Origin of the sequence: Serratia sp. BFP-2025 (assembly GCF_050880365.1) — a bacterium.
Taxonomy (GTDB): Bacteria; Pseudomonadota; Gammaproteobacteria; order Enterobacterales; family Enterobacteriaceae; genus Serratia; species Serratia surfactantfaciens.
In genome coordinates this window covers 349,801-375,882 of sequence record NZ_JBPAFV010000002.1, presented here as the reverse complement: position 1 = coordinate 375,882, position 26,082 = coordinate 349,801, and the positions used below count along the sequence as shown (strand labels likewise).

Here is a 26,082-nt window from a genome sequence, read left to right as displayed (position 1 = left end):
CCCGCAGAGAGGGTTACTTCACATAGGTAAAGGCGGTAGTGACGTGCTTCACGCCGCTGACCTGGCTGGCGATCTGCGCCGCCGATTGCCCTTCCTGCTGCGTGACCAGGCCCAGCAAGAACACTTCGCCGTTTTCGGTGGTGACCTTCACGTTGGACGATTTCACCGTATCGCTGGTCAACAGCTGCGAACGCACCTTGGTGGTGATCCAGGTGTCGGAGGAGGCGGTGCTCAGGCTGACCGGCGTGCCCTGGCGGATTTCGTTATACACTTCGGTGGTGCCTTCCACGCCCATGGCGATCTGCTTGGCGCGCGCGGTGAGGTCGGCGTTAGGCGACTGACCGGTCAACAGCACCTTGCCCTGATAGGCGGTGGCGACCACCCGGGCTTCTTTCTTCAACTGCTGGTCTTTGCTCAGGGCGCTCTCGACCCTGGCTTCCAGCGTGCCGTCATCTACCTGAGTCCCTACGCTGCGCGGGTCGGTGGCGGTTTTGGTGGCGACGGCCGCACTGCCGACGACGACGCCGGCGATACAGCCTTGCAACAGCAGGGCGCTGGACAGCACTGCAAATGTGGCTTTTAGCTTCATCTCAGTTCCTTAATCGTCCTGGTGGGGGAATAACGTATTGTCTATCAGGTCGCACAGGCAGTTTACGGTAAGCATATGCATTTCCTGAATGCGCGAACTGCGGTGCGACGGGATGCGGATCTCGACATCCTGTTGGCCGAGCAACCCGGCCAGTTCGCCGCCGTCGTAGCCGGTGAGCGCGACGATGGTCATGTCGCGCGTGACGGCCGCTTCGACCGCTTTCACAATATCACGGCTGTTGCCGCGGGTGGAAATCGCCAGCAGCACGTCGCCGGTGTGCCCGAGCGCGCGCACCTGCTTGGCGTACACTTCGTCGTGCAGCCGATCGTTGCTGATCGCCGTCAGCACCACGTTGTCGGCATTGAGGGCGATGGCCGGCAGGCTGGGGCGCTCGGTTTCAAAACGGTTGATCATGCTGGCGGCGAAGTGCTGCGCGTTGGCCGCCGAGGTGCCGTTGCCGCAGCACAGGATTTTGTTGCCGTTGAGTAAGGATTGAACCAGCGTCATCGCCGCGCGGGAAATGGCGTCAGGCAACGCTTCCGCCGCCGCGATCTGGGTTTGGATGCTTTCGGTAAAACAGACTTTAATTCTATCCAGCACGTTGTATTAATCCACTAAGTCAAAGGGCCGGTCTGCGCCGCAAAACCCCGATTAATCCGCATTGAAGGCGTTGGGTATCCATTCTAACTGGCTACCGGTAATGGCCAAAACATCAAAACGGCAAGATGATGTGTCAAAACTGGCTCCGCGTCCCGCCAACCAGACGGCGGCGGCGTGCAGCAACCGCTGCTGTTTGCGAGAGGTGACGCTGGCGGCCGCGCCGCCGAAAGCGTCGTTGCGGCGGTAGCGCACTTCGACGAACACCCAGGTGGCGCCGTCGCGCATGATGAGGTCGAGCTCACCGCCGCGCACCGCGACGTTGGCGGCGCAGAAGGTGAGCCCGGCGTGTTCCAGATGACGGCGGGCCAGTAACTCATAGCCCGCCCCTGAGGCGCGTGGGTTCAAGAGACCGGGACGACCGTACCCTGACGGTATTGCAGCCAAGGCAGTTTGCGGTTGATCACGCAGTTCGGCGACGCGCTCAGCGTACCGGTGGTGCCGGAAACCTGGAAGCCCGGCAGCTGGCGCATTTCAGCAAAATGGTTGGCCAATGTCCAGGCATCCATCCCCATTGCATACAGGCGCACCAGCGAGTAATCGTTGCGGAAACGCGCGCTGGCCTGCTGCAGCAGCTGAGGGTTTGAGCCGGCCAACAGCGGAATATCGCTGAACTGCAGGCCTTCCATTTCCAGACGGAAGTCCGGGCCGGCGCCGGCCTGGTAGCTGCGCGAGCTGGCGTACATCGCCGGTTTGCCGCGCGAGCTGGTGGCCATGTCGATCATCGGTTTGATCAGCGTCAGCTGGGACTGGGTGGCGACGATATATACCGCGTCGACGTTGCCGCCGGTGGCGGCGGGTACGTCGCTCGGCGGCGCCGGAATGGTCAGCCCGGCGATGGTGACGCTCTGCGGCGCCGGGGCGCTCGACATCGGCGTGCCGGTCATGCGGATGCCGCCGCTGTTCACCATCTGGCGCAGTTCACCGGCGGAGCCGATGTCCTGACGCAGCACGGTTTGCCCCCCCTGTTTCTGCCATTCCTGGTTAAAGGCCTTGGCGACGCGATCGCCGAAGGCACCGCGCGGCACCAGCAGCAACGGCTGGCGCTTCTGTTGTTCCCAGATGTGGCGGGCGGCGTCGCGCGCTTCATCTTCCGGCGACAGAGCGAAGTAACAGATGTTCAGGTTATCCTTCGGCGTTTCCGGCTGGTTGAGCGCCAGTACGTTCAGCGTGGTGGTGCTGGCGGACAGTTGGTCGACGTTCTCTTTCAGCAGCGGCCCGACCACCAGAGTGGCGCCATCCTGCTGCGCCTGGCTTAGCAAGGCGGCCAGCGGCTGGCTGGTGGTGTCGTACACTTTGACCTGCGCATTGGCGGCCTGCAGCGGCGTTACCGGCGCGCTGGACGGTGCGGCGGGTTGCGCGGCGGTCACTGCAGGCTGGCTCTCTTGCGCTGAAGGGCTGACCGCGCCGTTGGCGTTGATGTCACCCGCAGCGGCCTGGTCGGCCGGCGCCGTTTGGGCCGCTGTGGCAGCCGGTTGTGCGGCTTGAGGCTGTGGCGCCGGCATGGAGCCGCCGTTTTTCGCCGCTTCGAAGCCTTGCTGGATGGCGTCGGCGAACACCTTCGCCTGGCCGTTCAACGGCAGCAGCAGGGCGATTTTCGAGGTAGAGGCTTGGGTGAAGTTCAGCACCTGGTTCAGGCGAGCCGGCAGCGTTTTGGCCGCCGGGTTTTTCGGATAACGGTTCTGCCAATCTTTGATGCCGGCCTTCAGCAGATCGGGATCCTGCTTGTTGTCCTGATAGACGCGCAGCAGATCCAACCAGCCTTGCAGCACGTTTTCATCGGCGTTGATCACCAGGCTGTTCATCTCCTGCGGCGTCAGCTGCAGCAGCGCCTGCCAGGTCTGGTCCAGGTTTTCCTGGTGCGGTTTACCGGTCAGCAGCGGCTCCTGCGCGATATAGGCGCGGATCAGCGGCAGCGACGCTTTGCCCTGATTGGCGGCGATCTGCGCCTGGTAGTAACGCACCTTCTGATTCGGCGACAGCGAACCGCTGTCCAGGTGGCCCAGCGTGCTGCGGGCGCTGACGTAGCTCTTGTTGGCGATCTGCAGTTCGGCGGTCAGCAATTGGCGTTCGGTCTGCTGCGCGCCGCTGAGGTTTTTCGGCAGTTGATTCAACTGGTCGCCGGCCTGCGGCAGTTTTCCTTCACGCAGCAAGGCGCGAATAGCAAGTAATTGCCAGTCAGCCTTGTTATCATCGCTGCTTTGCTGCAACTGCTGCAGGTAGTAATCGGAGCTGGCGCTCGCTTCGTCCTGTATATTGGCGGGCGGCGTTTGCGGGGCCCGACTTGGACAGCCCGCCAGGAAAAGGGCGGCGGCGATGACTGCGGTCAGTCGGACAGGCTTGGAACGCCCTGCTTTGGTACGAACGAATGTTGAGGAAAGCATACTGTATCCAGTGATGTTTTTTTCAAGATGCTCAATATTAAATCGGCAACCCGGATGAAACAATGAATCAACACCAACAATCAGTCATTTCTGCATCAACGCTGTATGTGGTGCCCACTCCAATCGGCAATCTGGGCGATATTACCCACCGTGCGTTAGAGGTACTGAAAAGCGTTGATCTGATCGCGGCGGAAGATACGCGCCATACCGGATTGCTGCTGCAACACTTCGCGATCAACGCGCGCCTGTTCGCACTGCACGATCACAACGAACAGCAAAAGGCCGATCAACTGCTGGCGAAACTGCAGGAAGGCCAGAGCATCGCGCTGGTGTCCGACGCCGGAACGCCATTGATCAACGATCCCGGTTATCACCTGGTGCGCCGTTGCCGCGAGGCAGGCATTCGCGTGGTGCCGCTGCCGGGCGCCTGCGCCGCCACGACTGCGCTGTGTGCTGCGGGCGTCGCTTCCGACCGTTTCTGCTACGAAGGCTTCCTGCCGGCGAAAACCAAGGGGCGCAAGGATACGCTGATGGCGCTGGCGGAGGAGCCGCGCACGCTGATTTTCTATGAGTCCACCCATCGTCTGCTGGAAAGCCTGCAGGACATGGTCACCGTCTGGGGCCCGCAGCGCTATGTGGTGCTGGCGCGCGAACTCACCAAGACCTGGGAATCCATCCACGGCGCGCCGGTGGGCGAACTGCTGGCGTGGGTGCAGGAAGATGAAGTGCGCCGCCGCGGCGAAATGGTGCTGATCGTCGAAGGCCACAAGGCGCAGGAGGATGCGTTACCGCTCGAGGCGCTGCGCACGCTGGCGCTGCTGCAAAAAGAGCTGCCGCTAAAAAAGGCGGCGGCGCTGGCGGCGGAAATCCACGGCGTGAAGAAAAATGCGTTGTATAAGCACGCGCTGGAGCAACAACAGCCGTAAAGCGGTTGACCTGCCGCCGTCGCGACGCTACTATCCGCGCCGGAGTTGACCAGACAGTCGCCGCTTCATTGCCGTCCTCTTCGGGGAGACAGATGGAGGGGAGGAAAGTCCGGGCTCCATAGGGCAGGGTGCCAGGTAACGCCTGGGAGGCGCAAGCCTACGACTAGTGCAACAGAGAGCAAACCGCCGATGGCCCGCGCAAGCGGGATCAGGTAAGGGTGAAAGGGTGCGGTAAGAGCGCACCGCGCGGCTGGCAACAGTTCGTGGCACGGTAAACTCCACCCGGAGCAAGGCCAAATAGGGGTTCACATGGTACGGCCCGTACTGAACCCGGGTAGGCTGCTTGAGCCAGTGAGCGATTGCTGGCCTAGAGGAATGACTGTCCACGACAGAACCCGGCTTACCGGTCAACTCCCTCGACAAAAGAAAACCCCGCGCAACGTCAGTTGCGCGGGGTTTTTCGTTTTCCGGCCGGTTTGGTTTACACCGGCAGGTCGATCAGCAGCGCGCGCAGCGGCGTCTCGGCGCGGATCGTCAGGCGATTCTCCTCGCGCACGAAGGCGCCGTCGCCGCAGGTCAGACGCTGTTCTTCGTGGTGCTCGCCGTTGGCGGTGATGGTGCCGTGGATCGACTGCAAATAAGCGCGCGGCCCGTTAATCGCCAGCGTCAGCTGTTCACCCGCTTGCAGATCGAGATGGTGGATCCAGACCTGCTGGCGCAGCTGCAGGCTGCCCTGCGCGCCGTCCGGCGAGGCCAGCAGCAGGTTGCCTGCCGCCGGCAGCGTCAGGCGCTGCACCCGCTCGTTGCTGCGTTCCGGACAGGCGTCCAGCCACAGCTGCAGACGGGTGAGCGGCGTGTCGCCGCTGACGTTCTGCTCGCTGTAACTCAGGCCCGGCTGGGTGGCCAACAGCAGCGCTTCGCCGGCTTTGGCACGCACCGTGTTACCGTCGCTGTCGCGGTACTCCGCCTCGCCCTGCAGGATCAGGTTCAGGATGTCCACGCTGGGATAGGTGCGCGGCTGGAACGACGCGCCCGGTGCCAGCACCTCCTGATTCAGTACCCGCAGCGAGGCGTAGCCCATCAGTTTGGGATCGAAGTAGTGACCAAAGGAAAAGGTGTAGCGAGCCTGCAGCCAACCAAAGTCAGCTTGCCCGCATTGTTGTGCTGTTCTGCATGTAATCATGGCAATCGGCTCTCTAAATTCATTATCCAAATGGTAAGCATCTGGACGTCGGATTGTTAGCCAGTTAATCTGGTCGGCATATTCAAATTTCCTGACAGAGGGATGTGATGGCCAGAGATCGGGCGCTCACGCTTGAGGCGCTGAGAGTGATGGACGCGATCGACCGGCGTGGCAGTTTCGCCGCGGCCGCCGACGAATTGGGCCGGGTGCCGTCGGCGCTCAGCTACACCATGCAAAAATTGGAAGAAGAATTGGACGTGGTGCTGTTCGACCGTTCGGGCCACCGCACCAAGTTCACCAACGTGGGGCGCATGCTGCTGGAGCGCGGGCGGGTGCTGCTGGAGGCGGCAGACAAGCTGACCACTGACGCCGAAGCGCTGGCGCGCGGTTGGGAAACCCACCTGACCATCGTCAGCGAAGCGTTATCACCGCCGAGCCTGCTGTTCCCGCTGGTCGACAAGCTGGCGCTGAAGGCCAATACCCAGGTGTCGATTTTCACCGAAGTGTTGGCGGGCGCCTGGGAGCGGCTGGAGCAGGGGCGCGCCGACATCGTGATCGCACCGGATATGCATTTCCGCGCATCCTCGGAGATCAACACCCGCAAACTGTACAAGGTGATGAGCGTCTATGTCGCCGCGCCGGATCACCCGATCCATCAGGAGCCGGAGCCGTTGTCCGAGGTGACCCGCGTGAAGTACCGCGGCATCGCCGTGGCGGATACCGCCCGCGAGCGCCCGGTGTTGACCGTTCAGCTGCTGGATAAACAACAACGTCTGACGGTGAGCACCATTGAAGACAAGCGTCTGGCGCTGCTGGCCGGGTTGGGGGTGGCGACCATGCCGTATCCGATGGTGGAGAAAGATATCGAAGCCGGGCGGCTGCGGGTGGTGGGGCCGGAATACAGCCGCGAAGCCGACATCATCATGGCCTGGCGGCGCGACAGCATGGGAGAGGCGAAAGCCTGGTTCCTGCGCGAAATTCCGCGCCTGTTCGCACAGCGTTAACGTTCGTTGAATGACATCCCCTTGCCGGGCGGCAAGGGGATTTTTTTCGTCTTAACCGAAGCGCTGGTCGCGGCCGTGCGGCTCGTCCAGATCCTGCGCCGGCCCGATGGAAATGATGCCATACGGGTTGATGGTGGCGTGGCTGCGGTAGTAGTGATTGCGAATGTGCGGCAGGCTGACCGTCTCGGCGATGCCCGGCATCTGGTAGATGTCGCGCAGGAAACCGTACAGGTTCAGGTAGTCGCTGATGCGGTGTTTGTCGCACTTGAAGTGGGTGACGTATACCGGATCGAAACGCACCAGCGTGGTCCACAGCCGCAGGTCGGCCTCGGTCAGCCGATCGCCGGTCAGATAGCGGTGCTGCCCCAGGATCTGCTCCAGGCGCTCCAGCGCGCTGAATACCCCGTGGACCGCTTCGTCATACGCTTCCTGGCTGGTGGCGAAACCGGCCTTGTACACGCCGTTGTTCACCCGATCGTAAATCCAACCGTTCAGCTCATCGATCTTGCCGCGCAGTTCGGCCGGGTAGTAATCGCCCGCGCGGGCGCCCACGCCGTCAAATGCGCTGTTGAACATGCGAATGATGTCGGCGGATTCGTTGCTGACGATGGTTTGCTGCTGTTTATCCCACAGCACCGGCACGGTCACGCGCCCGCTGTAGTGCGGGTCGGCCCGCAGGTAGATCTGGTACAGGAAGTCGGCGTGATACAGCGGATCGCCGGTGGTCTCAGGAAAATCCTGGCCAAAGGTCCAGCCGTTTTCCAGCATCAGCGGGTGCACCACGGAAACTGGAATGATCTGCTCCAGCCCTTTCAATTTGCGCATCAGCAGCGTGCGGTGCGCCCAGGGGCAGGCGAGAGAAACATACAGGTGATAACGGCCCGCTTCGGCCTGGAAGCCGCCCGCGCCGTGTTCGCCCGGCTGACCGTCGGCGGTCACCCAATTGCGAAACTGAGCGGTTGAACGTTTGAAACGGCCGCCGGTAGATTTCGTGTCATACCAGATGTCTTGCCAAACGCCATCGACGAGTTGTCCCATGGGAATCTCCTTGGTGTCCGAGTGAAAAACGACAGGGCCCGGCATGCCGGGCCCTGAATGACAGTTTAGATTACCATTTCTTGTTCAGAATACGGTCGATGCTGAAGCCGCCTGGGCCTGCGACCGCCAACACGATGAAGCCGCCGGCGATGGTCAGGTTTTTCATGAACATCAGCTGGTTTACTTCGTTCGCAAAATCAGTGTGGAACAGCAGCGCGGTCAGGATGGTGAAACCGGCGGTGAACAGCGCCACGGTGCGGGTCAGGAAACCGAACAGGATCGCCAGGCCGCCGCCAAATTCCAGCAGGATGGTCAGCGGCAGCAAGAAGCCAGGCACGCCCATCGATTGCATGTATTGTTGGGTACCGGCGTAGGCGTCACCCATTTTGCCGTAGCCTGCCACGATGAACAGGATTGGCATCAGAATACGAGCAACCAGCAAACCTGTATCTTCTAATTTTTTCATCATCAACTCCAAAAGTGTTTTTGTGCGCCTGTTCGGCGGTAGTCATATCAGCGGGCGGCGTAGCGGGTCTCTGACCCTGTCCGGTCCGTATCGTATTGATGGAGTGAATGTTAAGCGGGAAGTGCTCAGGTTGTTAGCAAGTAAAACTGTCGTAATTTTTCAAAAAATCTGAATCTTTAGCGTGCTAATAAATTGCCGTTGGTCAGCAGGTTGCCCGGCCCCGGGATTAGGCATGCTGTTTCAGGGGGAAAAATGGGGGCAGAGCAACAGGAGGTTTGAAGGAAAAACGCGGCGGCTTACTTGGTGGAGAACGTCTTCTTAAACAGACGGATAGCGCTCCAGGCGCCGAAAGCGCGGCGCGACCAGCGGATCATCTTGCTGGGATGGCGGATGCCGTACAGCGCCATGATGCTGGAACCGAGCACCAGATAGCGGCGCAGGCCAAACACCGTTTGCCAGCCGCGGTCGATGCGTTCGGTCTTTTCCAGCCACAGAGACTTGTGTTCGGCCAGATCCAGACGCTGTTGCTGGATCTGCCGAATCAGCCTCTCTTTCTTCCATTCCAGGTAGCGGCGGCGGCTCATGGTTCGCGCTCCAGCTCGGCGCGGTCGAGCTCCAGCTGCTTGCGCGTGGCGCCCAGCAGCGTGGTGCGACGGGCCTTGACCAGCGTCCAGATGGTGCCGACCACGGCCAGGAACAGCAGCACGCCGGTCGTGGCACCCAGCGCCACCAGCCGGTAGACCGGATCGATGGCCCAGAAGATCAGGATCAGCAGGCTCATCAAACCGAAGGCGGTGAACAGCAGCGTCATACCGGCCATGATCAGCAGCTGAATGAGGTTGGCTTTCTCCTCTTCCAGCTCGACGACCGCCAGCCGGACACGGGTTTCCACCATGCCGACCAGGATCGTGACGATGCGCTGACCGATATCCAGGACCCCTTTGGCGGGGCCCTGCGCGCGCACTTGCGGTTGTTCAGCCATGATTAGCGACGCGCGAGCAGCACGCCCAGCACCACGCCGACCGCCGCGCCGATACCGATGCCGGTCCACGGGTTGTCGCGCACGTAGTCGTCGGCTTGGCCGGCGATCTGTTTGGTTTGCGAAGCCAGCTTGTCACCGGCGTCGCTCAGGCGAGCGCGGGTCTCTTTCAGCGCGCCTTCCGCTTTCGAACGCAGCTTCTCCAGCTCGGCTTTCGGCTTGTCGGTGGAGGAGTTCAGCACTTCCTCCAGCGTATCGGCTAAGGACTTCAGTTCAGCGCGTAAGTTTTCTGCATTTGAATCATGTGCCATGTGATTATTCCTTAACGTTTATTTCGACAGACTTTTAACATAGCGGATTTTTTCGCCGGAGCAAAGGGGTGATGGCTAGCAGATAACACCAGACATCACTTTTATATGCTTAAGAAATCCCGCGTGATGGGGCTCTCATCGATAAATCCGCTGGTGTAAAAAAATTATTCCGCCTGGGCGCGTTTCAACTCAGCCTGCGCTTCAGCCAGCTTTTGCTGCTTCTTGGCGACCTTGTCCAGCTTGCCGGTTTGCTGCGCTTCTTTCAGCTCTTCCCGGCGTTCGTCAACCTTGCGCTGTTTCTCCGCGATATTTTTCTGGCGTTCGGCCTGCAGACCGGCTTCGGTGCAGTGGGTCTGCACTTCGCTCAGCGCCTTTTTCAGCCCGTCCACGCGGTGGGTATTGCCGTGCTGGGTGGCGTAGTCGATTTGTTGCTGGATGCTTTGCGCTTTGGCGGCGCAGCCGCCCTCAGCGGCCGAAGCGAGTGCCGGCAGCGCGCAGAGTGGCAGCAGCAGTAACAGTGAATGGCGTAATTTCATCTTTCAGTTCCTTTTCATGGGATGCCTGCACAGGCATCCGCTTTCCTGACTGCCGAAGACGGCAGCGCGAGAGGAGGGCGTTCATCGCCGGCTGAAGTTACCCTTCAGCATAGTCATGAAACCGGCGTGCCCCCAAAGAATCAGCCGCGGTCTGGTGTCGACTGACTGATTTTTGAGCTAAACGGTGCGAATGAAAATGAAGATAGCGGCAGCGAAAGGAAACCCCTTCATCTGAAGGGGGATTATCCCAGATTGAGTGGGGAACGCGCAAATTCGCGCACCCAATGCGACGGCACCGGAGACTCGCTCAATGCGATGTGGTAACCGGGCGGCAGGATGGTTTGCAACGCTTCGCGCGCCAGCAATTGCTGCTCCGGCGAATCCAGGCGAATGACCAGGCCATCGCCTTCTGGCGTGATGCTCTTGATGCGGATGCCGCGCTCATCGAGGCGCTGGTAGACATAAAATCCGTCGGGCAGCGACAGCCCCTGCTGGCTGGCGCGAATGCGCAGCTCGCTCTCGGTGCGCACCATGCAGGGCACCAACAGCGTCGCCAACGCCAGCAGGGCGAGCGCGATCATCAGGACGTATTGCCAGCGCGGGCGCTTTGCTGTCACGCCCCTTTCCCCGGGTTCTGGCCACTGGCGCGTTTCTTGCGCCACAGCACGATCAGCGAGCCGACCAGACCGACCACCAGCAACACCAGCGGCAACATCATCAGGCAGAACATCAGCTGATCTTCATACTTGCGGAACACCGGGGTTTTACCCAGCGCGAAGCCCAGCGTCGTCAGGATCAAGACCCACAGCAGGCCGCTCATCCAGTTGAAGAACTGGAAGCGCGCGTTGCTCAGGCCGGACAGCCCGGCGATGGTCGGCAGCAGGGTGCGCACGAAGGCCAGGAAGCGGCCCACCAGCAGGGCGGAAAGCCCGTGGCGGTGGAACAGGTTGTGCGCCCGCTGATGGTAGTGGGCCGGCAGGTGCGAAAGCCAGCCTTGCACCGTTCGCGTATTGCCGAGCCATCGGCCCTGTATGTAACTGACCCAGCACCCCAGGCTGGCGGCGACGGTCAGGATCACGACGGTCAGCGGGAAGCCCATGGTGCCTTTGGCGATCAGCACGCCGACCAGGATCAGCAGGCTGTCGCCCGGCAGGAAAGCGGCCGGCAGCAGGCCGTTTTCCAAAAACAGGATCATGAACAGCAGGATGTAGAGGGTCCACACCAACGAAGGGTTCGCCAGCGTCTCAAAATCCTGCTGCCACAAGGCATGTATCAGTTCTTTAATGATATCCATCCGGTGTTCCTAAAACGTCATTGTTTATTTTTATCTCAGCGGCGGAGCGGACGTGGGCTGAAAGCGCGCGGCGATCCTGATTGCTGATAACGATGAAACGGCGTTGCTTTAAAGTTTCTAAGCGGTGCGACACCGGTCATAGGTGGTAAGTCAGCGTGCCACGGTACTGCATGTTACTTTCTTTCCAGCCGGCTTGCCGACTCTGTTGCCTGGAGGCGTCCAGCATCCAGTCGACCTGGGCAAGCCGGTTGGGGGCCGGGGTGTCCTGGCGGGGGAAACGAATTCGGTAGCCCGGCTCTGCGGCCAAGGTATAGACCGGCGCCAGCAGGGAAAATGCGAGCAGCGAGCCGGAGAAAGAGTGCGCTCTGGGCAGCAGCAGCGGCAGCTTGCCGGGGGCTTTGCGGCGCGCTTCGGCCGGCGCCCGATATACATGATCATAGGGGGAAAGCGCCGGCTCCGCCAGCAGCGGCAGGCTGCTCAGCGCGCTGGGGGTGGGCTTGGATGACGCCACGCAAAGCTGTTGGCCGGAGACCGAACCGGTCCAGCAGAAAAGAGCAATCAGCATGGCAAACAACCAGCGCATTTATTCGCGTTCCGCCCCTGCAGCAATGGGTAAAAAAGTGGGCTAACTCTACCAAAATAGCACGATTGGCAACAGGGAAATCTACGTTGCCAGCGGTGAAATAGTACACGGCAAACGGCGGTTACGGCATCGATTCAGCGGATTTTACATTACCTGACATAAGCCGACGGTTTTTGACCGCAGTGGCTATTTCGGCTCGTGGCTCACGCCATCCAGATGCACTACCGGATTCTCGGCGAACAGGTAGCGGTCGGCGTTGTATTCGAAATCGTCGCTGGTGGCGTTGAACAGCATCTGCTTGGTGTTTTCCAGATGTTGCCACATTGCCAGCTTGGCGGCGTAAGGGTCTTTGCGCATCAGCGCCTTGAGGATTTGATCGTGATCGTCGCACCAGCTGGCGATCGAGCGTTCGTCGATGTGCTCGTGCAGCTTTTTCCAGTAAGGGTTGTTGACCCGCTGCACCCACATTTTTTCCACGATGGTGGCCATGGCGGTGTTCTGAGTGGCCAGCGCCACCTGCACGTGGAACTTCAGATCCCACTGCGAGTCGCGGAAGCGATCCTCTTTGCGGGCGTGCTCCTGGATCTCCATCAGTTGCACGATATCCTGCTTGGTCACCTGGGTGGCGGCGAATTCGGCGATGTTGCTTTCGATCAGCTGGCGCGCCTGCAGCAGCTCAAACGGGCCGGCGGTGGCGAATTCGATGCTGTCGCCCGGCACCACCAGGTGCTTTTGCTGGTTGGAGACCACGTGGATCCCGGATCCTTTGCGCACGTCCACATAGCCTTCCACTTCCAGCATGATGATCGCTTCGCGCACCACGGTGCGGCTGACATTCATCTCTTCGGCGATGTATCGCTCGGCCGGCAGTTTGTCGCCCACCGGGTAGCGGCCGCTTTCGATACGGTGCTTAAGCTCGGCGGCCAGTTGCTGATACAGGCGTCTGGTTTCAGTGAATTCCATAGTGAATGCTCTATACGGTGCGGTGGGAAGGGGCGCGTAGCCATTGGATTTGTTATACCACTTATTCGGCACTGCTGCCAGAGGGGTAAGGGGCCCGGCGCGGCGGCCGGGCGGTGGGATCAGCTGCGCGCCGGGGTCGGCTGCAGCGCGGTTGACTGCGGTTCGGCGGCCGGACGGTTTTGCAGCACCGTCCAGATGACGATCGCGCCGAGAATGTCGAATACCGACAGCGCCGCGAACAGCGGGCTGAAGCCGAGCGTATCCGCCAGCGCGCCGACCACCAGGGCGAACAGTGTGCTGGCGGTCCAGGCCGCCATGCCGGTCAGGCCGTTGGCGGTCGCTACCTCATTGCGGCCGAATACGTCGGAAGAGAGGGTGATCAGCGCCCCGGACAACGCCTGATGGGCGAAGCCGCCGACGCACAGCAGCGCGATGGCGGCGTAAGGGCTGGTGAACAGGCCGATCATGCCGGGGCCGATCATCAACACCGCTCCCATCGTCACCACCAGCTTGCGCGAGACGATCAGATTGACCTTGAAATACTTCTGGAACAGCGGCGGCAGGTAGCCGCCGACGATGCAGCCGAGATCGGCGAACAGCATCGGCATCCAGGCGAACATGGCGATCTCTTTCAAATTAAAGCCGTAGGCCTTGAACATGAACAGCGGGATCCAGGCGTTGAAGGTGCCCCAGGCCGGCTCCGCCAGAAAGCGCGGCAGCGCGATGCCCCAGAACTGGCGGTTGCGCACGATCTGCCAGGCCGACATCTTTTTGGCGTGGGTGGTCTGGTGTTGCGCTTCCTGGCCTTCGAGGATGTAACTGCGCTCTTCCTGACTCAGTTTCTTCTGATCTTTCGGATGTTTGTAGAACAGCAGCCAACAGATGGCCCAGATCAGGCTCAGCACGCCGGTGATGATGAACGCCATTTCCCAGCTGTGCGCCACGATGGCCCAGACCACCAGCGGCGGGGCGATCATGCCGCCGATCGACGACCCCACGTTGAAATAGCCGACGGCGATCGAACGTTCTTTGGCCGGAAACCACTCGCTGCTGGCCTTCAGCCCGGCGGGGATCATCGCCGCTTCGGCCATGCCGACCGCGCCGCGCGCCAGCGCCAGGCCGCCCCAGCTGTTGGCCAACGCGGTGCCCATGCAGAACAGCGCCCACAGAATGGCGAACATGGCGTAGCCGATTTTGGTGCCCAGTACGTCCAGCACATAGCCCGCCACCGGCTGCATCACGGTGTAGCAGGCGGAATAGGCGGCGACGATATAGGAATACTGTTGGGTGGTGATGTGCAGCGTATCTTCCAGCGTTGGCGCCGCGACGGCGATGGCGTTGCGGGTCAGGTAGCCCAGCACGGTGCCGATGGTCACTAGTCCGATCATGTACCAGCGTAACCCTTTAATTTTACGCATCCGAAAAGTCTCCCCGTTTGAAGGTGTGGCCGGCGATGCGGCTGGCGAGACAATAACCTGTCATACAGGTTTAAAAGTTGAGTGATATCACAAAAGGAATTATTCGCCTGAGCGATACTGTTGCCGGTGAAATAGTGCGTTTATGCCGCACATTTGCCGTAAAACTGAGCGAAAAAGGGATTGAAGGACAGCAAAACGGCAAATGGCGGGAAAAATTTGCTGGACGCTCATTAAAATTGGTGTGATAACTTTTGCGATTCGATTCCCGTGCCGCACGGCAAGTAAGGAGCCCGAAATGGCGACGTTTTTGAGCGAAGATTTCCTGCTGGACAGCGAGTTTGCCCGGCGCTTGTATCACGACTATGCGGCGCCGCAGCCGATTTTCGATTATCACTGCCATTTGCCGCCGCAGCAGATCGCGGAGAACACCCGCTTCAGCAACCTGTACGATATTTGGCTGCGGGGCGATCACTACAAATGGCGGGCGATGCGCACCAACGGCGTAGCGGAGCGGCTGTGCACCGGCGATGCGGGCGATCGCGAGAAGTTCGACGCCTGGGCCGCCACGGTGCCGCATACCATCGGCAATCCGCTCTATCACTGGACGCATCTGGAGCTGCGCCGGCCGTTCGGCATCACCGGCACGCTGCTGTCGCCGGCCACGGCGGACGAGATCTGGCAGCGCGGCAATGCGCTGCTGGCGCAGGATGAGTTTCGCGCGCGCGGCATCATGCGCCAGATGAACGTGAGAATGGTCGGCACCACCGACGATCCTATCGACGATCTGCGCCATCATCGGGCGATCGCCGACGATTGCAGCTTCGAGATCAAAGTGCTGCCGAGCTGGCGGCCGGACAAGGCTTTCACTATCGATGCACCGGGCTTCAGCGACTATCTGCGGCAGCTGGAGGCGGCGGCAGACACTGCCATCGGCCGCTTCAGCACGCTGTGCGATGCCCTGTACCAGCGCATGGATCACTTTGCCGCCCACGGTTGCAAGGTGGCCGACCATGCGCTGGACGTGGTGGTGTTCGGCGAGGCCGATGAAGCGACGCTGGATGCGATCCTGCTGCGCCGCCTGAACGGCGAGCTGCCGACGCCGGAACAGAGCGCCCAGTTCAAAAGCGCGGTGCTGCTGTTTCTGGCCGGCGAGTACCGGCGCCGTGGTTGGGTGCAGCAGTATCACATCGGCGCGCTGCGCAATAACAACAGCCGTATGCTGGCCGCCGTTGGCCCGGATATCGGTTTCGATTCGATCAACGACCGGCCGTTGGCGGAACCGCTGTCGCGGCTGCTGGATGCCCAGGCGCGGCAGGGCGGCCTGCCGAAAACCATTCTCTACTGCCTCAACCCGCGCGATAACGAAGTGATCGGCACCATGGTCGGCAACTTCCAGGGGGAAGGCACGCCCGGCAAGATGCAATTCGGCTCCGGCTGGTGGTTCAACGATCAAAAGGACGGCATGCAACGGCAGATGACGCAGCTGGCGCAGCTCGGGCTGCTGAGCCGTTTCGTCGGCATGTTGACCGACAGCCGCAGCTTCCTGTCGTACACGCGCCATGAATACTTCCGTCGCATCCTTTGCCAGATGATCGGCCGCTGGGTGACGGATGGCGAAGCGCCGGCGGACATCGCGCTGCTGGGCGAGATGGTGCAAAACATCTGCTTCGACAACGCCAAAAACTATTTCGCCATTGAACTGGCGTAGCCGTTATCCGGGACCGGTTTATGCAAAGTACGATAAAGATTCATGAGCAGGATAACGTAGCGGTGGCGCTGCGCGACCTGGCCGCTGGAGAAACGGTTGAGCTGGAAGCGGAGAGCGTTCGATTGGCGCAGCCGGTGGCGCGCGGGCACAAGTTTGCGCTCGGCCCGATCGCCGAGGGTGAGGACATCATCAAATATGGTCAGCCGATCGGCCATGCGCTCGCGGCCATCGCGCCAGGGGAGCATATTCATTCGCAAAACGCCAAAACCAACCTGAGCGATCTGGACAGCTACCGTTACCAGCCGCAGTTCCCCGCGCTGCCGCCGCAGGCGGCGGATCGCGAGGTGCAGCTGTATCGCCGGGCCGGCGGCGAAGTGGGGATCCGCAACGAGCTGTGGATCGTGCCCACCGTCGGCTGCGTCAACGGCATCGCCCGCCAGATCCAGCAGCGCTTTTTACAGCAAACTCAGGCGGACGGGATCGACGGCGTGCATCTGTTCAACCATCCGTTCGGCTGCTCGCAGTTGGGGCAAGATCATGCCAATACCCGCATCATGCTGCAAAACATGGTCCGCCATCCCAATGCCGGCGCGGTGCTGGTGATCGGGCTGGGTTGCGAGAACAATCAGGTGGAGGCCTTTCGCGCCACCTTGGGGATCGAGGACGATCGGCGGCTGCGCTTTATGGTGTGCCAGCAACAGGACGACGAGGTGGAGGCCGGACTGGCGCTGCTGCACGAGCTGTATCGGGAGATGCGCCACGATAGGCGCGAACCAGGCCACTTGAGCGAGCTGAGGTTTGGCCTGGAGTGCGGCGGTTCGGACGGGCTGTCGGGCATTACCGCCAACCCGCTGCTGGGGCGCTTTTCCGACTATGCGATCGCCAACGGCGGCACCACGGTGCTGACCGAAGTGCCGGAGATGTTTGGCGCCGAGCGCATTCTGATGAGCCGCTGTCGCGATTGGGAAACCTTTGGCAAGACCGTCGACATGATCAACGACTTCAAACGCTATTTCATCGCCCACCAGCAGCCTATTTATGAGAATCCGTCGCCGGGCAACAAGGCCGGCGGCATCACCACGCTGGAGGAAAAATCGCTCGGCTGCACCCAAAAGGCGGGCCTGAGCCAGGTGGTGGACGTGCTGAAATACGGCGAGCGGCTGCGCGTGCCGGGGCTGAACCTGCTCAGCGCGCCGGGCAACGATGCGGTGGCGACCAGCGCGCTGGCCGGCGCCGGCTGCCATATGGTGCTGTTCAGCACCGGACGCGGCACGCCGTACGGCGGTTTTGTACCGACGGTGAAGCTGGCCACCAACAGCGAGCTGGCGGCGAAGAAACCGCACTGGATCGATTTCGACGCCGGCGGCTTGATTCACGGGATAACCATGGACGAGCTGCTCAGCCGCTTCGTCGATCTGATTGTCGAGATCGCCAACGGCCGCCCGGCGCGCAATGAAGCCAACGATTTCCGCGAGCTGGCGATATTTAAAAGCGGGGTGACGCTGTAAGACTGACAAAAAAGGCGCTCGAAAGAGCGCCTTTTCTATGAGGCCAGGTGGGATTAACGCACCTTCAGCGGATCTTCATTCGCCAGCCGTTGGTCTTCCGCCTGGCAGGCGGCGGCGGTGAACAGCACGTCGGTGGAGGAGTTGAGGGCGGTTTCCGCCGAATCCTGCAGCACGCCGATGATAAAGCCGACCGCTACCACCTGCATCGCCACGTCGTTCGGAATGCCGAACATATTGCACGCCAGCGGGATCAGCAGCAGCGAGCCGCCCGCTACGCCGGAGGCGCCGCAGGCGCACAGCGCCGCCACCACGCTAAGCAGCAGGGCGGTCGGTACGTCCACCGCAATGCCCAGCGTGTTCACCGCCGCCAGCGTCAGCACGGTGATGGTGATCGCCGCGCCAGCCATGTTGATGGTTGCGCCCAGCGGAATGGAAACCGAGTAGGTGTCTTCATTCAGGTTCAGCTTCTTGCACAGCTCCATGTTCACCGGGATATTGGCGGCCGAGCTGCGGGTGAAGAAGGCGGTCACGCCGCTCTCGCGCAGGCAGGCGAACACCAGCGGGTATGGGTTGCGGCGGATCTTCCAGTAAACGATCAGCGGGTTGAGCACCAGCGCCACCAGCAGCATGCAGCCGAGCAGCACCATCAGCAGCTGGGCATAGCCCCACAGCACGCCGAAGCCGGTTTCCGCCAGCGTGGAAGCCACCAGGCCGAAGATGCCGAGCGGCGCACAGCGAATGACCGCACGCACCACCAGCGTAACCGCATGGGACATGTCGTTGATCAGGTTTTTGGTGGTTTCGGAGGCGTGGCGCAGCGCCAGCCCCAGCCCGACGGCCCAGGCCAGAATGCCGATGTAGTTGGCGTTAATCAGCGCATGGAACGGGTTGGCCACCACGCTCATCAACAGGCCCTTCATGACGTCCACGATACCGCCTGGCGGGGTGATGTCCGTCGCCCCGGTGGTCAGCGCCAGCGTGGAAGGGAAGATAAAGCTGACGACCACCGCCACCAGCGCGGCGGCGAAGGTGCCCAGCAGGTAGAGAAACAGGATCGGACGAATATTGGTCTTCTGCCCCTGTTTATGATTGGCGATGGAGGCCATGACCAGAATCAGTACCAGCACCGGCGCCACCGCTTTCAGCGCGCCGACGAACAGGGAACCGAGCAGGCCGACCGCCGTTGCCGCCGCCGGCGAAACCAGCGCCAGCAGAATGCCGGCCACCAGGCCGACCATGATTTGTTTGACCAGGCTGCCCTGTGTGATCCTTTGTAGTAGTTTTTGCATAGTGCTTCTCTTCCTGATGTTATCTGGCCGCCGCGGCGGGAACGACGCCGGGTAGCTTTATGTGATTCTGTAACTAAGTGTGTTTGCCGAATCAGTATTCAGCAATAGAATGATGTTGGAAAGAGGCGAGGGTGAAATTCTGAGCGCGGATCAACACTTGATAACATACTGGTTACATTTGTGTGATCGTAATAACGTTTGGCGTTTTGCGGGAATTGCCAAACAATCACGGGGCGACTAGCGCCCCGGATAACAGATTATGGTTATTTCTTCGCCAGGCGATCGTTGCGGCGATTGACCCAGGCGTTGATCAGCAAGGTGAGCGCCAGGATGCCCGCCACCACGCCGAGCGACACGCCGATCGGGATGTGGAAGAAGTCGATAATCAGCATCTTGATGCCGATAAACACCAGGATCACCGACAGGCCGTATTTCAGCATCGAGAACCGCTCCGCCACGTTGGCCAGCAGGAAGTACATGGCGCGCAGACCCATGATGGCGAACAGGTTAGAGGTCAGCACGATGAACGGATCGGTAGTCACGGCGAAGATCGCCGGAATGCTGTCCACCGCGAAGATCACGTCGCTCAGCTCTACCAGGATCAGCACCAGCACCAGCGGGGTGGCGAACAGGATGCCGTTGCGGCGCACGAAGAAGCGCTCGCCTTCGAGGCTGTCGGTCATGCGCAGGCGGCTGCGCAGCCATTTTACCAGCGGCTTGTCGCCGATCGCCGAGTCATCTTCCTTCGCCAGCGCCATCTTGATACCGGTGAACAGCAGGAAAGCGCCGAACAGATACAGCAGCCACTGGAACTGGCTGACCAGCCAGCTGCCGGCGAAGATCATGATAGTACGCAGCACGATCGCGCCCAACACGCCGTAGATCAGCACTCGCCGCTGCAGGTTGGCCGGCACGGAGAAGTAGCTGAACAGCATCAGCCAGACGAACACGTTATCCACCGCCAGCGCTTTTTCGATCAGGTAACCGGTCAGGAAGGCCAGCGCCTGGGTGTCGGCGACGGCGCGCCCGGCGGTTTCGTTCAGGTAGTACCAGAAACCGAAGTTGAACAGCAGGGAGAGGCTGACCCACACCAGCGACCAGCTGGCGGCCTGCTTCAGGGTCATGGTGTGCGCGCCTTTACGGCCCTGCAACAGGAGGTCGATTGCGAGCATCACGACTATGACGGCGGCGAAGCTGCCCCATAACCACGGTGTGCCAACGGTATTCATCATCAGAGGTATCCTTCAAAAACAAAAACGGCCAACGTCGGAAGACGCCAGCCGCTCTGTGAACGCTGCAAGCAAACCTCGCCTTCCGGCAAGGTCTCACTTACAACGTTGATGAAGGTAGTTACACCTTTGACATCAGGTTGCCCGGTAACCGGATGCTTGCGCATCGTAATGACGATTGACCGGCAATGAAGTTACTCCCCTTTGCAGAGCAGAAAGTAATGCAAAATATGTCGGCGGTCAACGTGAATCGCGTTAGCCGGCCAACGCTTTTTGCGCGCCGAGGCTGACGACGAATCCCTGCAGCAGCAGGCGGCTGAACGGCGTATCGCTAACCTGTTGTTGTTTCTGCTGATAGAGGGATTGCTGCTCGGGATGCAGCTCACCGAGCCACTGCAGATACTGGCTCATCACCGCGCCGTTGAATTCCGGGTGGAACTGAGTGGTCAGGGCATGATCGCCATAGCGCAGGATCTGGTGCGCATCCTGTTGCGAACGCGCCAGCGTCTGCGCGCCGGCGGGCGGCGCCAGCACGCTCTGCGAGTGGATAAGATTGGCCTTGAAGCGTGGCGGCAGCAGGGTGAGCCGCCGATCGTCGGCCGCGGCGGGCAGCAGCTCGATCTCCAGCGTGCCGACCTCCATGCCCTGCGGGTGGTAGCCCACTTCGCCGCCAAGCGCATAGGCCAGCAGTTGGTGACCATAACAAACACCGAACAGTGGCAGTTTGATCGCCATCGCCTGACGCAGCCACTCGGCGGCCTCTTCGCTCCACGGCAGCTGTTCGGTCACCATCGCCGGCGAACCGGTGATCACCACGCCGCAATAGGTGGCCGGCGGCAGTGGCCGCTCGCCGGCGGGCAGATGCACGATGTGCGCGCGTTCGGCATCGATATTGCCCTGTTGCAGGAACATGCCTTCGAAGTTGGCCAGTTCCTGACGAATGGCCTGCGGCGCATCGCCGGTTTGCATGACGAGCAGCGGTTTCATCTTATTCTCCGTCGGCGGGGAAGACGACGCCGGTCTGGCGGCGGATGTCGGTCAGCAGGCGGGCGACGATAAGCGAATGCTCCAATCCCGGATGCTCGACCTGGTGCTTCTCAACCCGCTCGGCAAAGGCCAGCGCTTCATACAGCATGGTGTTGATGTGCTGCGTCTGGCTCAGATCCTGGCGGTTGCCGCCGCGCGGCGTCAGCGCCACGCCCTGGCACTCGGAAATCTTGTCGATAATCAGTGTGCCTTCTTCTCCCTGGATCTCGCTGGGGAGCGCCGAGTCGCTGACCTTGGAATGGGAAAGCGTAACGTCGAAATCGCCGTAGTTCAGGCAGACGGTGCCGTGGGCGTCCACGCCGGTATCCAGCAGCGTGGCGCTGGCGAGCACCGACTGCGGCGCGCCGAACAGCGCCACCGCGCTGGCCAGGCAGTAGTAGCCGATGTCCATGATGGAGCCATTGGAGAACTGCGGGTTAAAGGTGTTGGGGTTCTCGCCGGCCAGATAGCGCGGGTAGCGTGACGAGTATTGGCAGTAGTTGATGAAGACTTTGCGCAGCCGGCCGACTTTCGGCAACGCCTGCTGCAGCGCCAGGAAATTAGGCAGATAGGCGCTTTTGAACGCCTCGAACAGCACCACCTGATTTTCCCGCGCGCAGGCCACCAGCTGTTCCGCTTCGCGTTGGTTGGAAGCCAGCGGCTTCTCGCAGATCACGTGCTTCTTATGGCGCAGGAACAGCAGCGATTGCGGGCAGTGCAGGGAATTGGGGCTGGCGATATACACCGCGTCTATGACGTCGGACTGGGCCATTGCCTCCAGCGAGTCGAAAAACTGCGTGACCTGATAGTTGGCGCCAAACGCCTGCGCCTGTTCCAGCGAGCGTGAATACACGGCGCTCAGCTTGAGTTTGCCGCTTTCATGGGCGGCATCGATAAAACGTTCCGTAATCCAGTTGGTGCCGACGACGGCAAAGCGAATCATGGCGAGCTCCGGTCCAGGCCTAAAACCGCAGATTATCACGCCCCCACTCGCTATGCATACAGCTCGCCGAACAGCGAAAGGTGCGTCAGATACAGCCGGGTATCGAACTCCAGCTGGTGGTAATCCGGCTCCATGTGGCAGCACAGGCTGTAGAACGCCTTGTTGTGATCTTTCTCTTTCAGGTGCGCCAGCTCATGCACCACGATCATGCGCAGGAACGGCTCGGGCGCGACTTTGAACACCGTCGCCACGCGGATCTCCGCCTTGGCCTTCAGCTTGCCGCCCTGCACGCGCGAGATGGCGGTATGCAGGCCAAGCGCATGCTTCATGACGTGGATCTTGCTGTCGTAAGCCACCTTGCTCAGCGGCTGGGCGTTGCGCAGATACTGATTTTTCAGATCGACGGTAAACTGATACAGCGATTTGTCGGTGGTACAGTCGTGCACCTGCGGATAGCGCTGCAGCAGCACGTCACCCAGCCGGTTTTGATGGATCAGTTGCTGCACCTGACTTTGCAGATGCGTTGGGTAGCCTTGCAGGTAGGTCAATTCAGACATTCTTGTTCCGTATCAACGGCCATTCAGCTGGTCATTCTATGCTGTTTTTTCGCTCAAATCCTGACATACGCAATTTATCCGAAAAAACATTTTACTGATGGGCGTTTTTAGGGGATAAACAGCCCAAATTTTATCAGTCAGGAGGGGCAATGAGCCAACTCGATCTGGGAACACAGCAACTTGAGCTGGAGCGTTATCCCCAACAGGAAGAATCCACCCAACTGCAGGCGTGGGAAGCGGCGGACGAATATCTGCTGCAACAGCTTGAAAATGTAGATATCGGCGGCCGCCCGGTGCTGATTTTCAACGATAACTTCGGCACCCTGGCCTGTGCGTTGCACGCGCATCGCCCTTACAGCGTCAGCGACTCGTACATGAGCCAGCTGGCGACGCGCCACAACCTGAAGCTCAACGGATTGGATCCTGAGCAGGTCACGCTGTTGGACAGCCTGGCCGAACTGCCGGCGGCGCCGGCGGTGGTGCTGATTCGCGTGCCGAAAGCGTTGGCGCTGCTGGAACAGCAGCTGCGCGCGCTGCGCCACGTTGTTACCGAAGACACGCTGATCGTCGCCGGCGCCAAAGCCCGCGACGTGCACACCTCGACGATGCAGCTGTTTGAAAAGGTGCTGGGCCCAACGCGCACCAGCCTGGCGTGGAAGAAGGCGCGCCTGATCTTCTGCCAGGCGGCGGACATCGTCCCACCGGCGGCGGCAGAAACCACCGACTGGACGCTGGACGGCACCGATTGGCTGATCCACAACCACGCCAACGTCTTCTCGCGCGGCAGCCTGGATATCGGCGCGCGCCTGTTTATGCAACATCTGCCGCGCGGCCTGAACGGCCACATTGTTGATCTGGGCTGCGGCAACGGCGTGATTGGTCTGACGGCGCTGGCGCAGAACCCGGAAGCGCAGGTGACCTTCGTCGATGAATCATACATGGCGGTGGCCTCCAGCGAACTGAACGTGGAGCACAATCTGCCGCAAGAGTTGGATCGCTGTCAGTTTGAGGTGAACAACGCGCTGGCGGGCATCGAGCGTGAAAGCGTGCAGGCGGTACTGTGCAACCCGCCGTTCCACCAGCAACACGCCATCACCGATCACACTGCCTGGCAGATGTTCTGCGACGCCAAGCGCTGCCTGCAGGTGGGCGGCGAACTGCGCATCGTCGGCAACCGTCATCTCGACTATCACCAGAAGCTCAAGCGCCTGTTCGGCAACTGTACGCTGGTGGCCTCGAACAAGAAGTTCGTGATCCTTCGAGCGGTGAAATCTGGCGCGCGTCGCTGAGAGTGAATAACAAGGGGCGCCGGGCGCCCCTTTTTTATAGCGCCATCGCCAACCGCGTACCCTGATCGATCGCGCGACGAGCGTCTAACTCGGCGGCCACGTCGGCGCCGCCGATCAGGTGCACGGTTTTGCCCATCGCCAGCAGCGGCTGCTGCAGCTCGCGGCGCGGTTCCTGCCCGGCGCAGACGATCACCGTGTCCACCGGCAGGCAGCTATCTTGCTCGGCGCGGGTGATGTGCAGCCCTTCGTCGTCGATCAGCCGATAGCTGACGCTGTTGAGCATCTTCACGCCGCGCATCGCCAGGCTGGCGCGGTGGATCCAACCGGTGGTTTTGCCCAGGCCTTCACCCACTTTGCTGGTTTTGCGTTGCAACAGGTAGATTTGCCGGGCGGCGCGCGGCGCCTGCGGCCCTTGCTCCGCCAGCCCACCGCGCTGCTCAAGGCGGCCGTCGATGCCCCATTCGCGGTTGAATTCAGCCTGATCCAGGCTGCTGGACACGCCGTGCTGGCTGAGGTACTCGGCGGTATCGAAGCCGATGCCGCCGGCGCCGATGATCGCCACGCGCTGGCCGACCGGTTTTTTATCGCGCAGCACGTCCAGATAGCTCAGCACCTTGGCGTGCCCGATGCCGGGAATGTCCGGGGTGCGCGGCACGATGCCGCAGGCGAGGATCACCTCATCGAATTCGCTTAAATCCGCCGCCTCGACCTTAACGCCCAACCTGACCGTCACTTCACGCAGCGCCAGCTGGCGGCGGAAGTAGCGCAGGGTCTCATGGAATTCTTCCTTGCCGGGGATCTGCTTGGCGATGTTGAACTGGCCGCCGATCTGATCGGCGGCGTCGAACAGCGTCACCTGATGGCCGCGGCTGGCGGCCGTGGTGGCGAAGGCCAGTCCGGCGGGGCCGGCGCCGATCACCGCCAGTTTTTTCGGTTTCTCCGCCATCGTCAGCGGCATTTCAGTTTCGCGGCAGGCGCGCGGGTTGACCAGGCAGGAAGTCAACTTGCCTTCGAAGATCTGGTCGAGACAGGCCTGATTGCAACCGATGCAGGTATTGATCTCGTCGGCGCGCCCTTCGGCGGCTTTTTGCACAAAGGCAGCGTCGGCGAGGAACGGACGCGCCATCGACACCATATCGGCGCAGCCGTCCGCCAGCACCTGCTCGGCCACCGCCGGGTCGTTGATGCGGTTGGTGGTGATCAGCGGGATGCCGACCTTGCCCATCAGCTTGCGGGTCACCCAGCTGAACCCGGCGCGCGGCACCATGGTGGCGATGGTCGGGATGCGCGCTTCGTGCCAGCCGATGCCGGTGTTGATGATCGTCGCCCCCGCCTGTTCGACCGCCAGCGCCAGCTGTTCGATCTCCTGCCAGCTGGAGCCGTCTTCCACCAGGTCGAGCATCGACAGCCGGTAGATCAGAATGAATTCCGGGCCCACCGCCTGGCGCACCGCCCTGACGGTCTCGACGGCGAAGCGCATGCGATTGGTGAAGCTGCCGCCCCATTGGTCGTCGCGCTGGTTGGTGCGCGTCGTCAAGAATTGGTTGATCAGGTAGCCTTCGGAACCCATCACCTCAACGCCGTCGTAGCCGGCCTGCTGCGCCAGCGCCGCACAGCGGGCGAAATCGGCGATGGTTTGCTCAATCTCCGCTTCGCTGAGCGCGCTCGGCGTAAACGGGTTGATCGGCGCCTGCAGCGCGGAAGGGGCCACCAGTTTAGGTTGATAACTGTAGCGGCCGGTGTGCAGGATTTGCAGCGCAATTTTGCCGCCCGCTTGATGGACGGCTTCGGTCACCGGGCGGTGGTGAGGCAATTGCGCCTCGTTGTTGAGGATCGATCCGCCGCGAAACACCACGCCCTGTTCGTTCGGGGCAATGCCGCCGGTGACGATCAGCGCTACGCCGGCGGCGGCGCGCTCGGCATAGAACGCAGCCAGGCGCTGCGGGCCATCGGGCAGCTCTTCCAGGCCGGTATGCATCGATCCCATCAGCACCCGGTTTTTCAGGGTGGTGAAACCGAGATCCAGTGGCGCCAGCAGGTGAGGGTAATTGCTCATTGCACTCTCCATCGGGTGAAATCAGGGCCCGTTGTTATTATTATGTGAACAAAAGTGGTCGGATGAGATAAATCTAGCCGTTGTCGCGCCGCTTGGGAATCTGTGTTGTGCCGAATGTGATAGACATCATGAATCTCAGACTCTGT

Annotated in this window: 28 protein-coding genes and 1 other RNA gene; 7 read left to right on the top strand and 22 right to left on the bottom strand. The window is 61.1% G+C overall.

Annotated elements, in window-relative coordinates; genetic code table 11:
- Window positions 1–13: 13 nt before the first annotated feature.
- The 4 genes from dolP to ACRAWE_RS17215 are packed head-to-tail and all read right to left on the bottom strand — an operon-like array spanning window position 14 to window position 3,630.
- Window positions 14–589, bottom strand: a complete 576-nt coding sequence (gene dolP / locus ACRAWE_RS17230) for a division/outer membrane stress-associated lipid-binding lipoprotein (protein ID WP_021505102.1) — start codon at window positions 587–589, stop codon at window positions 14–16.
- Between the two features lie 9 nt (window positions 590–598).
- On the bottom strand, window positions 599–1,189 hold the full coding sequence (diaA, locus tag ACRAWE_RS17225; RefSeq protein ID WP_004937103.1) for a DnaA initiator-associating protein DiaA: 591 nt from the start codon (window positions 1,187–1,189) through the stop codon (window positions 599–601).
- 51 nt (window positions 1,190–1,240) lie between these two features.
- Window positions 1,241–1,594 (bottom strand): YraN family protein, encoded by a 354-nt coding sequence (locus ACRAWE_RS17220; RefSeq protein WP_019453117.1) that lies wholly within the window; start codon window positions 1,592–1,594, stop codon window positions 1,241–1,243.
- Complete coding sequence (locus ACRAWE_RS17215; protein WP_025160117.1) at window positions 1,591–3,630, bottom strand: penicillin-binding protein activator; 2,040 nt, start codon at window positions 3,628–3,630, stop codon at window positions 1,591–1,593. Before ACRAWE_RS17215 ends, ACRAWE_RS17220 begins: the two co-directional genes overlap by 4 nt.
- Window positions 3,631–3,692: 62 nt before the next feature.
- Between ACRAWE_RS17215 and rsmI the strand changes: the two genes are divergently transcribed.
- Both rsmI and rnpB read left to right on the top strand, forming a co-directional pair.
- On the top strand, window positions 3,693–4,556 hold the full coding sequence (rsmI, locus tag ACRAWE_RS17210; RefSeq protein WP_004937108.1) for a 16S rRNA (cytidine(1402)-2'-O)-methyltransferase: 864 nt from the start codon (window positions 3,693–3,695) through the stop codon (window positions 4,554–4,556).
- 41 nt (window positions 4,557–4,597) lie between these two features.
- Window positions 4,598–4,975: RNase P RNA component class A (gene rnpB, locus ACRAWE_RS17205), an RNA gene on the top strand.
- Window positions 4,976–5,037: 62 nt separating this feature from the next.
- On the opposite strand, the gene ACRAWE_RS17200 is transcribed toward rnpB, so the two are convergent.
- A complete protein-coding gene (locus ACRAWE_RS17200; RefSeq protein WP_025160116.1) occupies window positions 5,038–5,739 on the bottom strand; it encodes a pirin family protein in 702 nt (233 codons plus the stop codon).
- Window positions 5,740–5,846: 107 nt separating this feature from the next.
- Between ACRAWE_RS17200 and ACRAWE_RS17195 the strand changes: the two genes are divergently transcribed.
- Window positions 5,847–6,743, top strand: a complete 897-nt coding sequence (locus tag ACRAWE_RS17195) for a LysR family transcriptional regulator (RefSeq protein WP_004937113.1) — start codon at window positions 5,847–5,849, stop codon at window positions 6,741–6,743.
- 51 nt (window positions 6,744–6,794) lie between these two features.
- Here ACRAWE_RS17195 and ACRAWE_RS17190 read toward each other — a convergent pair whose 3' ends face one another.
- From ACRAWE_RS17190 to ACRAWE_RS17140, 11 genes are all read right to left on the bottom strand, one after another.
- The gene (locus ACRAWE_RS17190; protein WP_063918705.1) at window positions 6,795–7,781 is read right to left on the bottom strand and encodes a glutathione S-transferase family protein; all 987 of its coding nucleotides are present in this window, start codon (window positions 7,779–7,781) and stop codon (window positions 6,795–6,797) included.
- Between the two features lie 70 nt (window positions 7,782–7,851).
- Entirely contained in the window at window positions 7,852–8,247 is a 396-nt protein-coding gene (locus ACRAWE_RS17185) for a DoxX family protein (RefSeq protein WP_046897355.1), read from the bottom strand.
- Between the two features lie 296 nt (window positions 8,248–8,543).
- Window positions 8,544–8,831, bottom strand: coding sequence for a YqjK-like family protein (locus ACRAWE_RS17180; RefSeq protein ID WP_019453112.1), 288 nt, complete (start codon window positions 8,829–8,831; stop codon window positions 8,544–8,546).
- Complete coding sequence (locus ACRAWE_RS17175; protein WP_432525654.1) at window positions 8,828–9,229, bottom strand: phage holin family protein; 402 nt, start codon at window positions 9,227–9,229, stop codon at window positions 8,828–8,830. The genes ACRAWE_RS17180 and ACRAWE_RS17175 overlap by 4 nt, the downstream gene beginning before the upstream one ends.
- Window positions 9,230–9,231: 2 nt before the next feature.
- Window positions 9,232–9,537, bottom strand: coding sequence for a DUF883 family protein (locus tag ACRAWE_RS17170; protein ID WP_004937125.1), 306 nt, complete (start codon window positions 9,535–9,537; stop codon window positions 9,232–9,234).
- Between the two features lie 164 nt (window positions 9,538–9,701).
- Entirely contained in the window at window positions 9,702–10,073 is a 372-nt protein-coding gene (locus ACRAWE_RS17165; protein WP_019453111.1) for a DUF1090 domain-containing protein, read from the bottom strand.
- Between the two features lie 242 nt (window positions 10,074–10,315).
- On the bottom strand, window positions 10,316–10,690 hold the full coding sequence (mzrA, locus tag ACRAWE_RS17160; protein WP_004937130.1) for an EnvZ/OmpR regulon moderator MzrA: 375 nt from the start codon (window positions 10,688–10,690) through the stop codon (window positions 10,316–10,318).
- Window positions 10,687–11,367: a DedA family protein gene (locus tag ACRAWE_RS17155; RefSeq protein WP_063918708.1), complete on the bottom strand. Its 681-nt coding sequence runs from the start codon at window positions 11,365–11,367 to the stop codon at window positions 10,687–10,689. Before ACRAWE_RS17155 ends, mzrA begins: the two co-directional genes overlap by 4 nt.
- A 136-nt stretch (window positions 11,368–11,503) precedes the next feature.
- A complete protein-coding gene (locus ACRAWE_RS17150) occupies window positions 11,504–11,950 on the bottom strand; it encodes a hypothetical protein (protein ID WP_063918709.1) in 447 nt (148 codons plus the stop codon).
- Window positions 11,951–12,136: 186 nt separating this feature from the next.
- Window positions 12,137–12,913 (bottom strand): transcriptional regulator ExuR, encoded by a 777-nt coding sequence (gene exuR / locus ACRAWE_RS17145; RefSeq protein ID WP_019453108.1) that lies wholly within the window; start codon window positions 12,911–12,913, stop codon window positions 12,137–12,139.
- A gap of 119 nt (window positions 12,914–13,032) precedes the next feature.
- Window positions 13,033–14,331, bottom strand: coding sequence for an MFS transporter (locus ACRAWE_RS17140; protein WP_063918710.1), 1,299 nt, complete (start codon window positions 14,329–14,331; stop codon window positions 13,033–13,035).
- Window positions 14,332–14,408: 77 nt separating this feature from the next.
- Here ACRAWE_RS17140 and ACRAWE_RS17135 point away from each other — a divergent pair, with 77 nt between their 5' ends.
- Genes ACRAWE_RS17135 through ACRAWE_RS17125 form a run of 3 tightly spaced genes read left to right on the top strand, consistent with a single transcriptional unit; the run spans window position 14,409 to window position 17,547 of the window.
- Window positions 14,409–14,576, top strand: a complete 168-nt coding sequence (locus tag ACRAWE_RS17135; RefSeq protein WP_154747287.1) for a hypothetical protein — start codon at window positions 14,409–14,411, stop codon at window positions 14,574–14,576.
- A gap of 50 nt (window positions 14,577–14,626) precedes the next feature.
- Window positions 14,627–16,039, top strand: coding sequence for a glucuronate isomerase (uxaC, locus tag ACRAWE_RS17130; RefSeq protein ID WP_432525653.1), 1,413 nt, complete (start codon window positions 14,627–14,629; stop codon window positions 16,037–16,039).
- Window positions 16,040–16,059: 20 nt separating this feature from the next.
- Window positions 16,060–17,547: a UxaA family hydrolase gene (locus ACRAWE_RS17125; protein WP_432525652.1), complete on the top strand. Its 1,488-nt coding sequence runs from the start codon at window positions 16,060–16,062 to the stop codon at window positions 17,545–17,547.
- Window positions 17,548–17,600: 53 nt separating this feature from the next.
- Here ACRAWE_RS17125 and sstT read toward each other — a convergent pair whose 3' ends face one another.
- The 5 genes from sstT to ACRAWE_RS17100 all read right to left on the bottom strand — a co-directional run bounded on the left by sstT (window position 17,601) and on the right by ACRAWE_RS17100 (window position 22,591).
- The gene (gene sstT, locus ACRAWE_RS17120) at window positions 17,601–18,836 is read right to left on the bottom strand and encodes a serine/threonine transporter SstT (RefSeq protein WP_063918713.1); all 1,236 of its coding nucleotides are present in this window, start codon (window positions 18,834–18,836) and stop codon (window positions 17,601–17,603) included.
- Between the two features lie 263 nt (window positions 18,837–19,099).
- On the bottom strand, window positions 19,100–20,068 hold the full coding sequence (locus ACRAWE_RS17115; RefSeq protein ID WP_019453103.1) for a TerC family protein: 969 nt from the start codon (window positions 20,066–20,068) through the stop codon (window positions 19,100–19,102).
- Window positions 20,069–20,320: 252 nt separating this feature from the next.
- Window positions 20,321–21,052 carry a glutamine amidotransferase gene (locus tag ACRAWE_RS17110; protein ID WP_019453102.1) on the bottom strand — a complete coding sequence of 244 codons (732 nt, stop codon included), beginning with the start codon at window positions 21,050–21,052 and terminating at the stop codon, window positions 20,321–20,323.
- A 1-nt stretch (window position 21,053) separates the two neighbouring features.
- Complete coding sequence (locus tag ACRAWE_RS17105) at window positions 21,054–22,034, bottom strand: Gfo/Idh/MocA family protein (RefSeq protein WP_019453101.1); 981 nt, start codon at window positions 22,032–22,034, stop codon at window positions 21,054–21,056.
- Between the two features lie 50 nt (window positions 22,035–22,084).
- A complete protein-coding gene (locus ACRAWE_RS17100) occupies window positions 22,085–22,591 on the bottom strand; it encodes a M48 metallopeptidase family protein (RefSeq protein ID WP_004937154.1) in 507 nt (168 codons plus the stop codon).
- A gap of 149 nt (window positions 22,592–22,740) precedes the next feature.
- On the opposite strand from ACRAWE_RS17100, the gene rlmG reads away from it, so the two are divergent.
- Window positions 22,741–23,880: a 23S rRNA (guanine(1835)-N(2))-methyltransferase RlmG gene (rlmG, locus tag ACRAWE_RS17095; protein WP_019453100.1), complete on the top strand. Its 1,140-nt coding sequence runs from the start codon at window positions 22,741–22,743 to the stop codon at window positions 23,878–23,880.
- Window positions 23,881–23,914: 34 nt separating this feature from the next.
- Here the strand turns inward: rlmG and ACRAWE_RS17090 are convergent, their stop codons facing one another.
- Window positions 23,915–25,936: an FAD-dependent oxidoreductase gene (locus tag ACRAWE_RS17090; protein WP_019453099.1), complete on the bottom strand. Its 2,022-nt coding sequence runs from the start codon at window positions 25,934–25,936 to the stop codon at window positions 23,915–23,917.
- Between the last annotated feature and the right edge of the window lie 146 nt (window positions 25,937–26,082).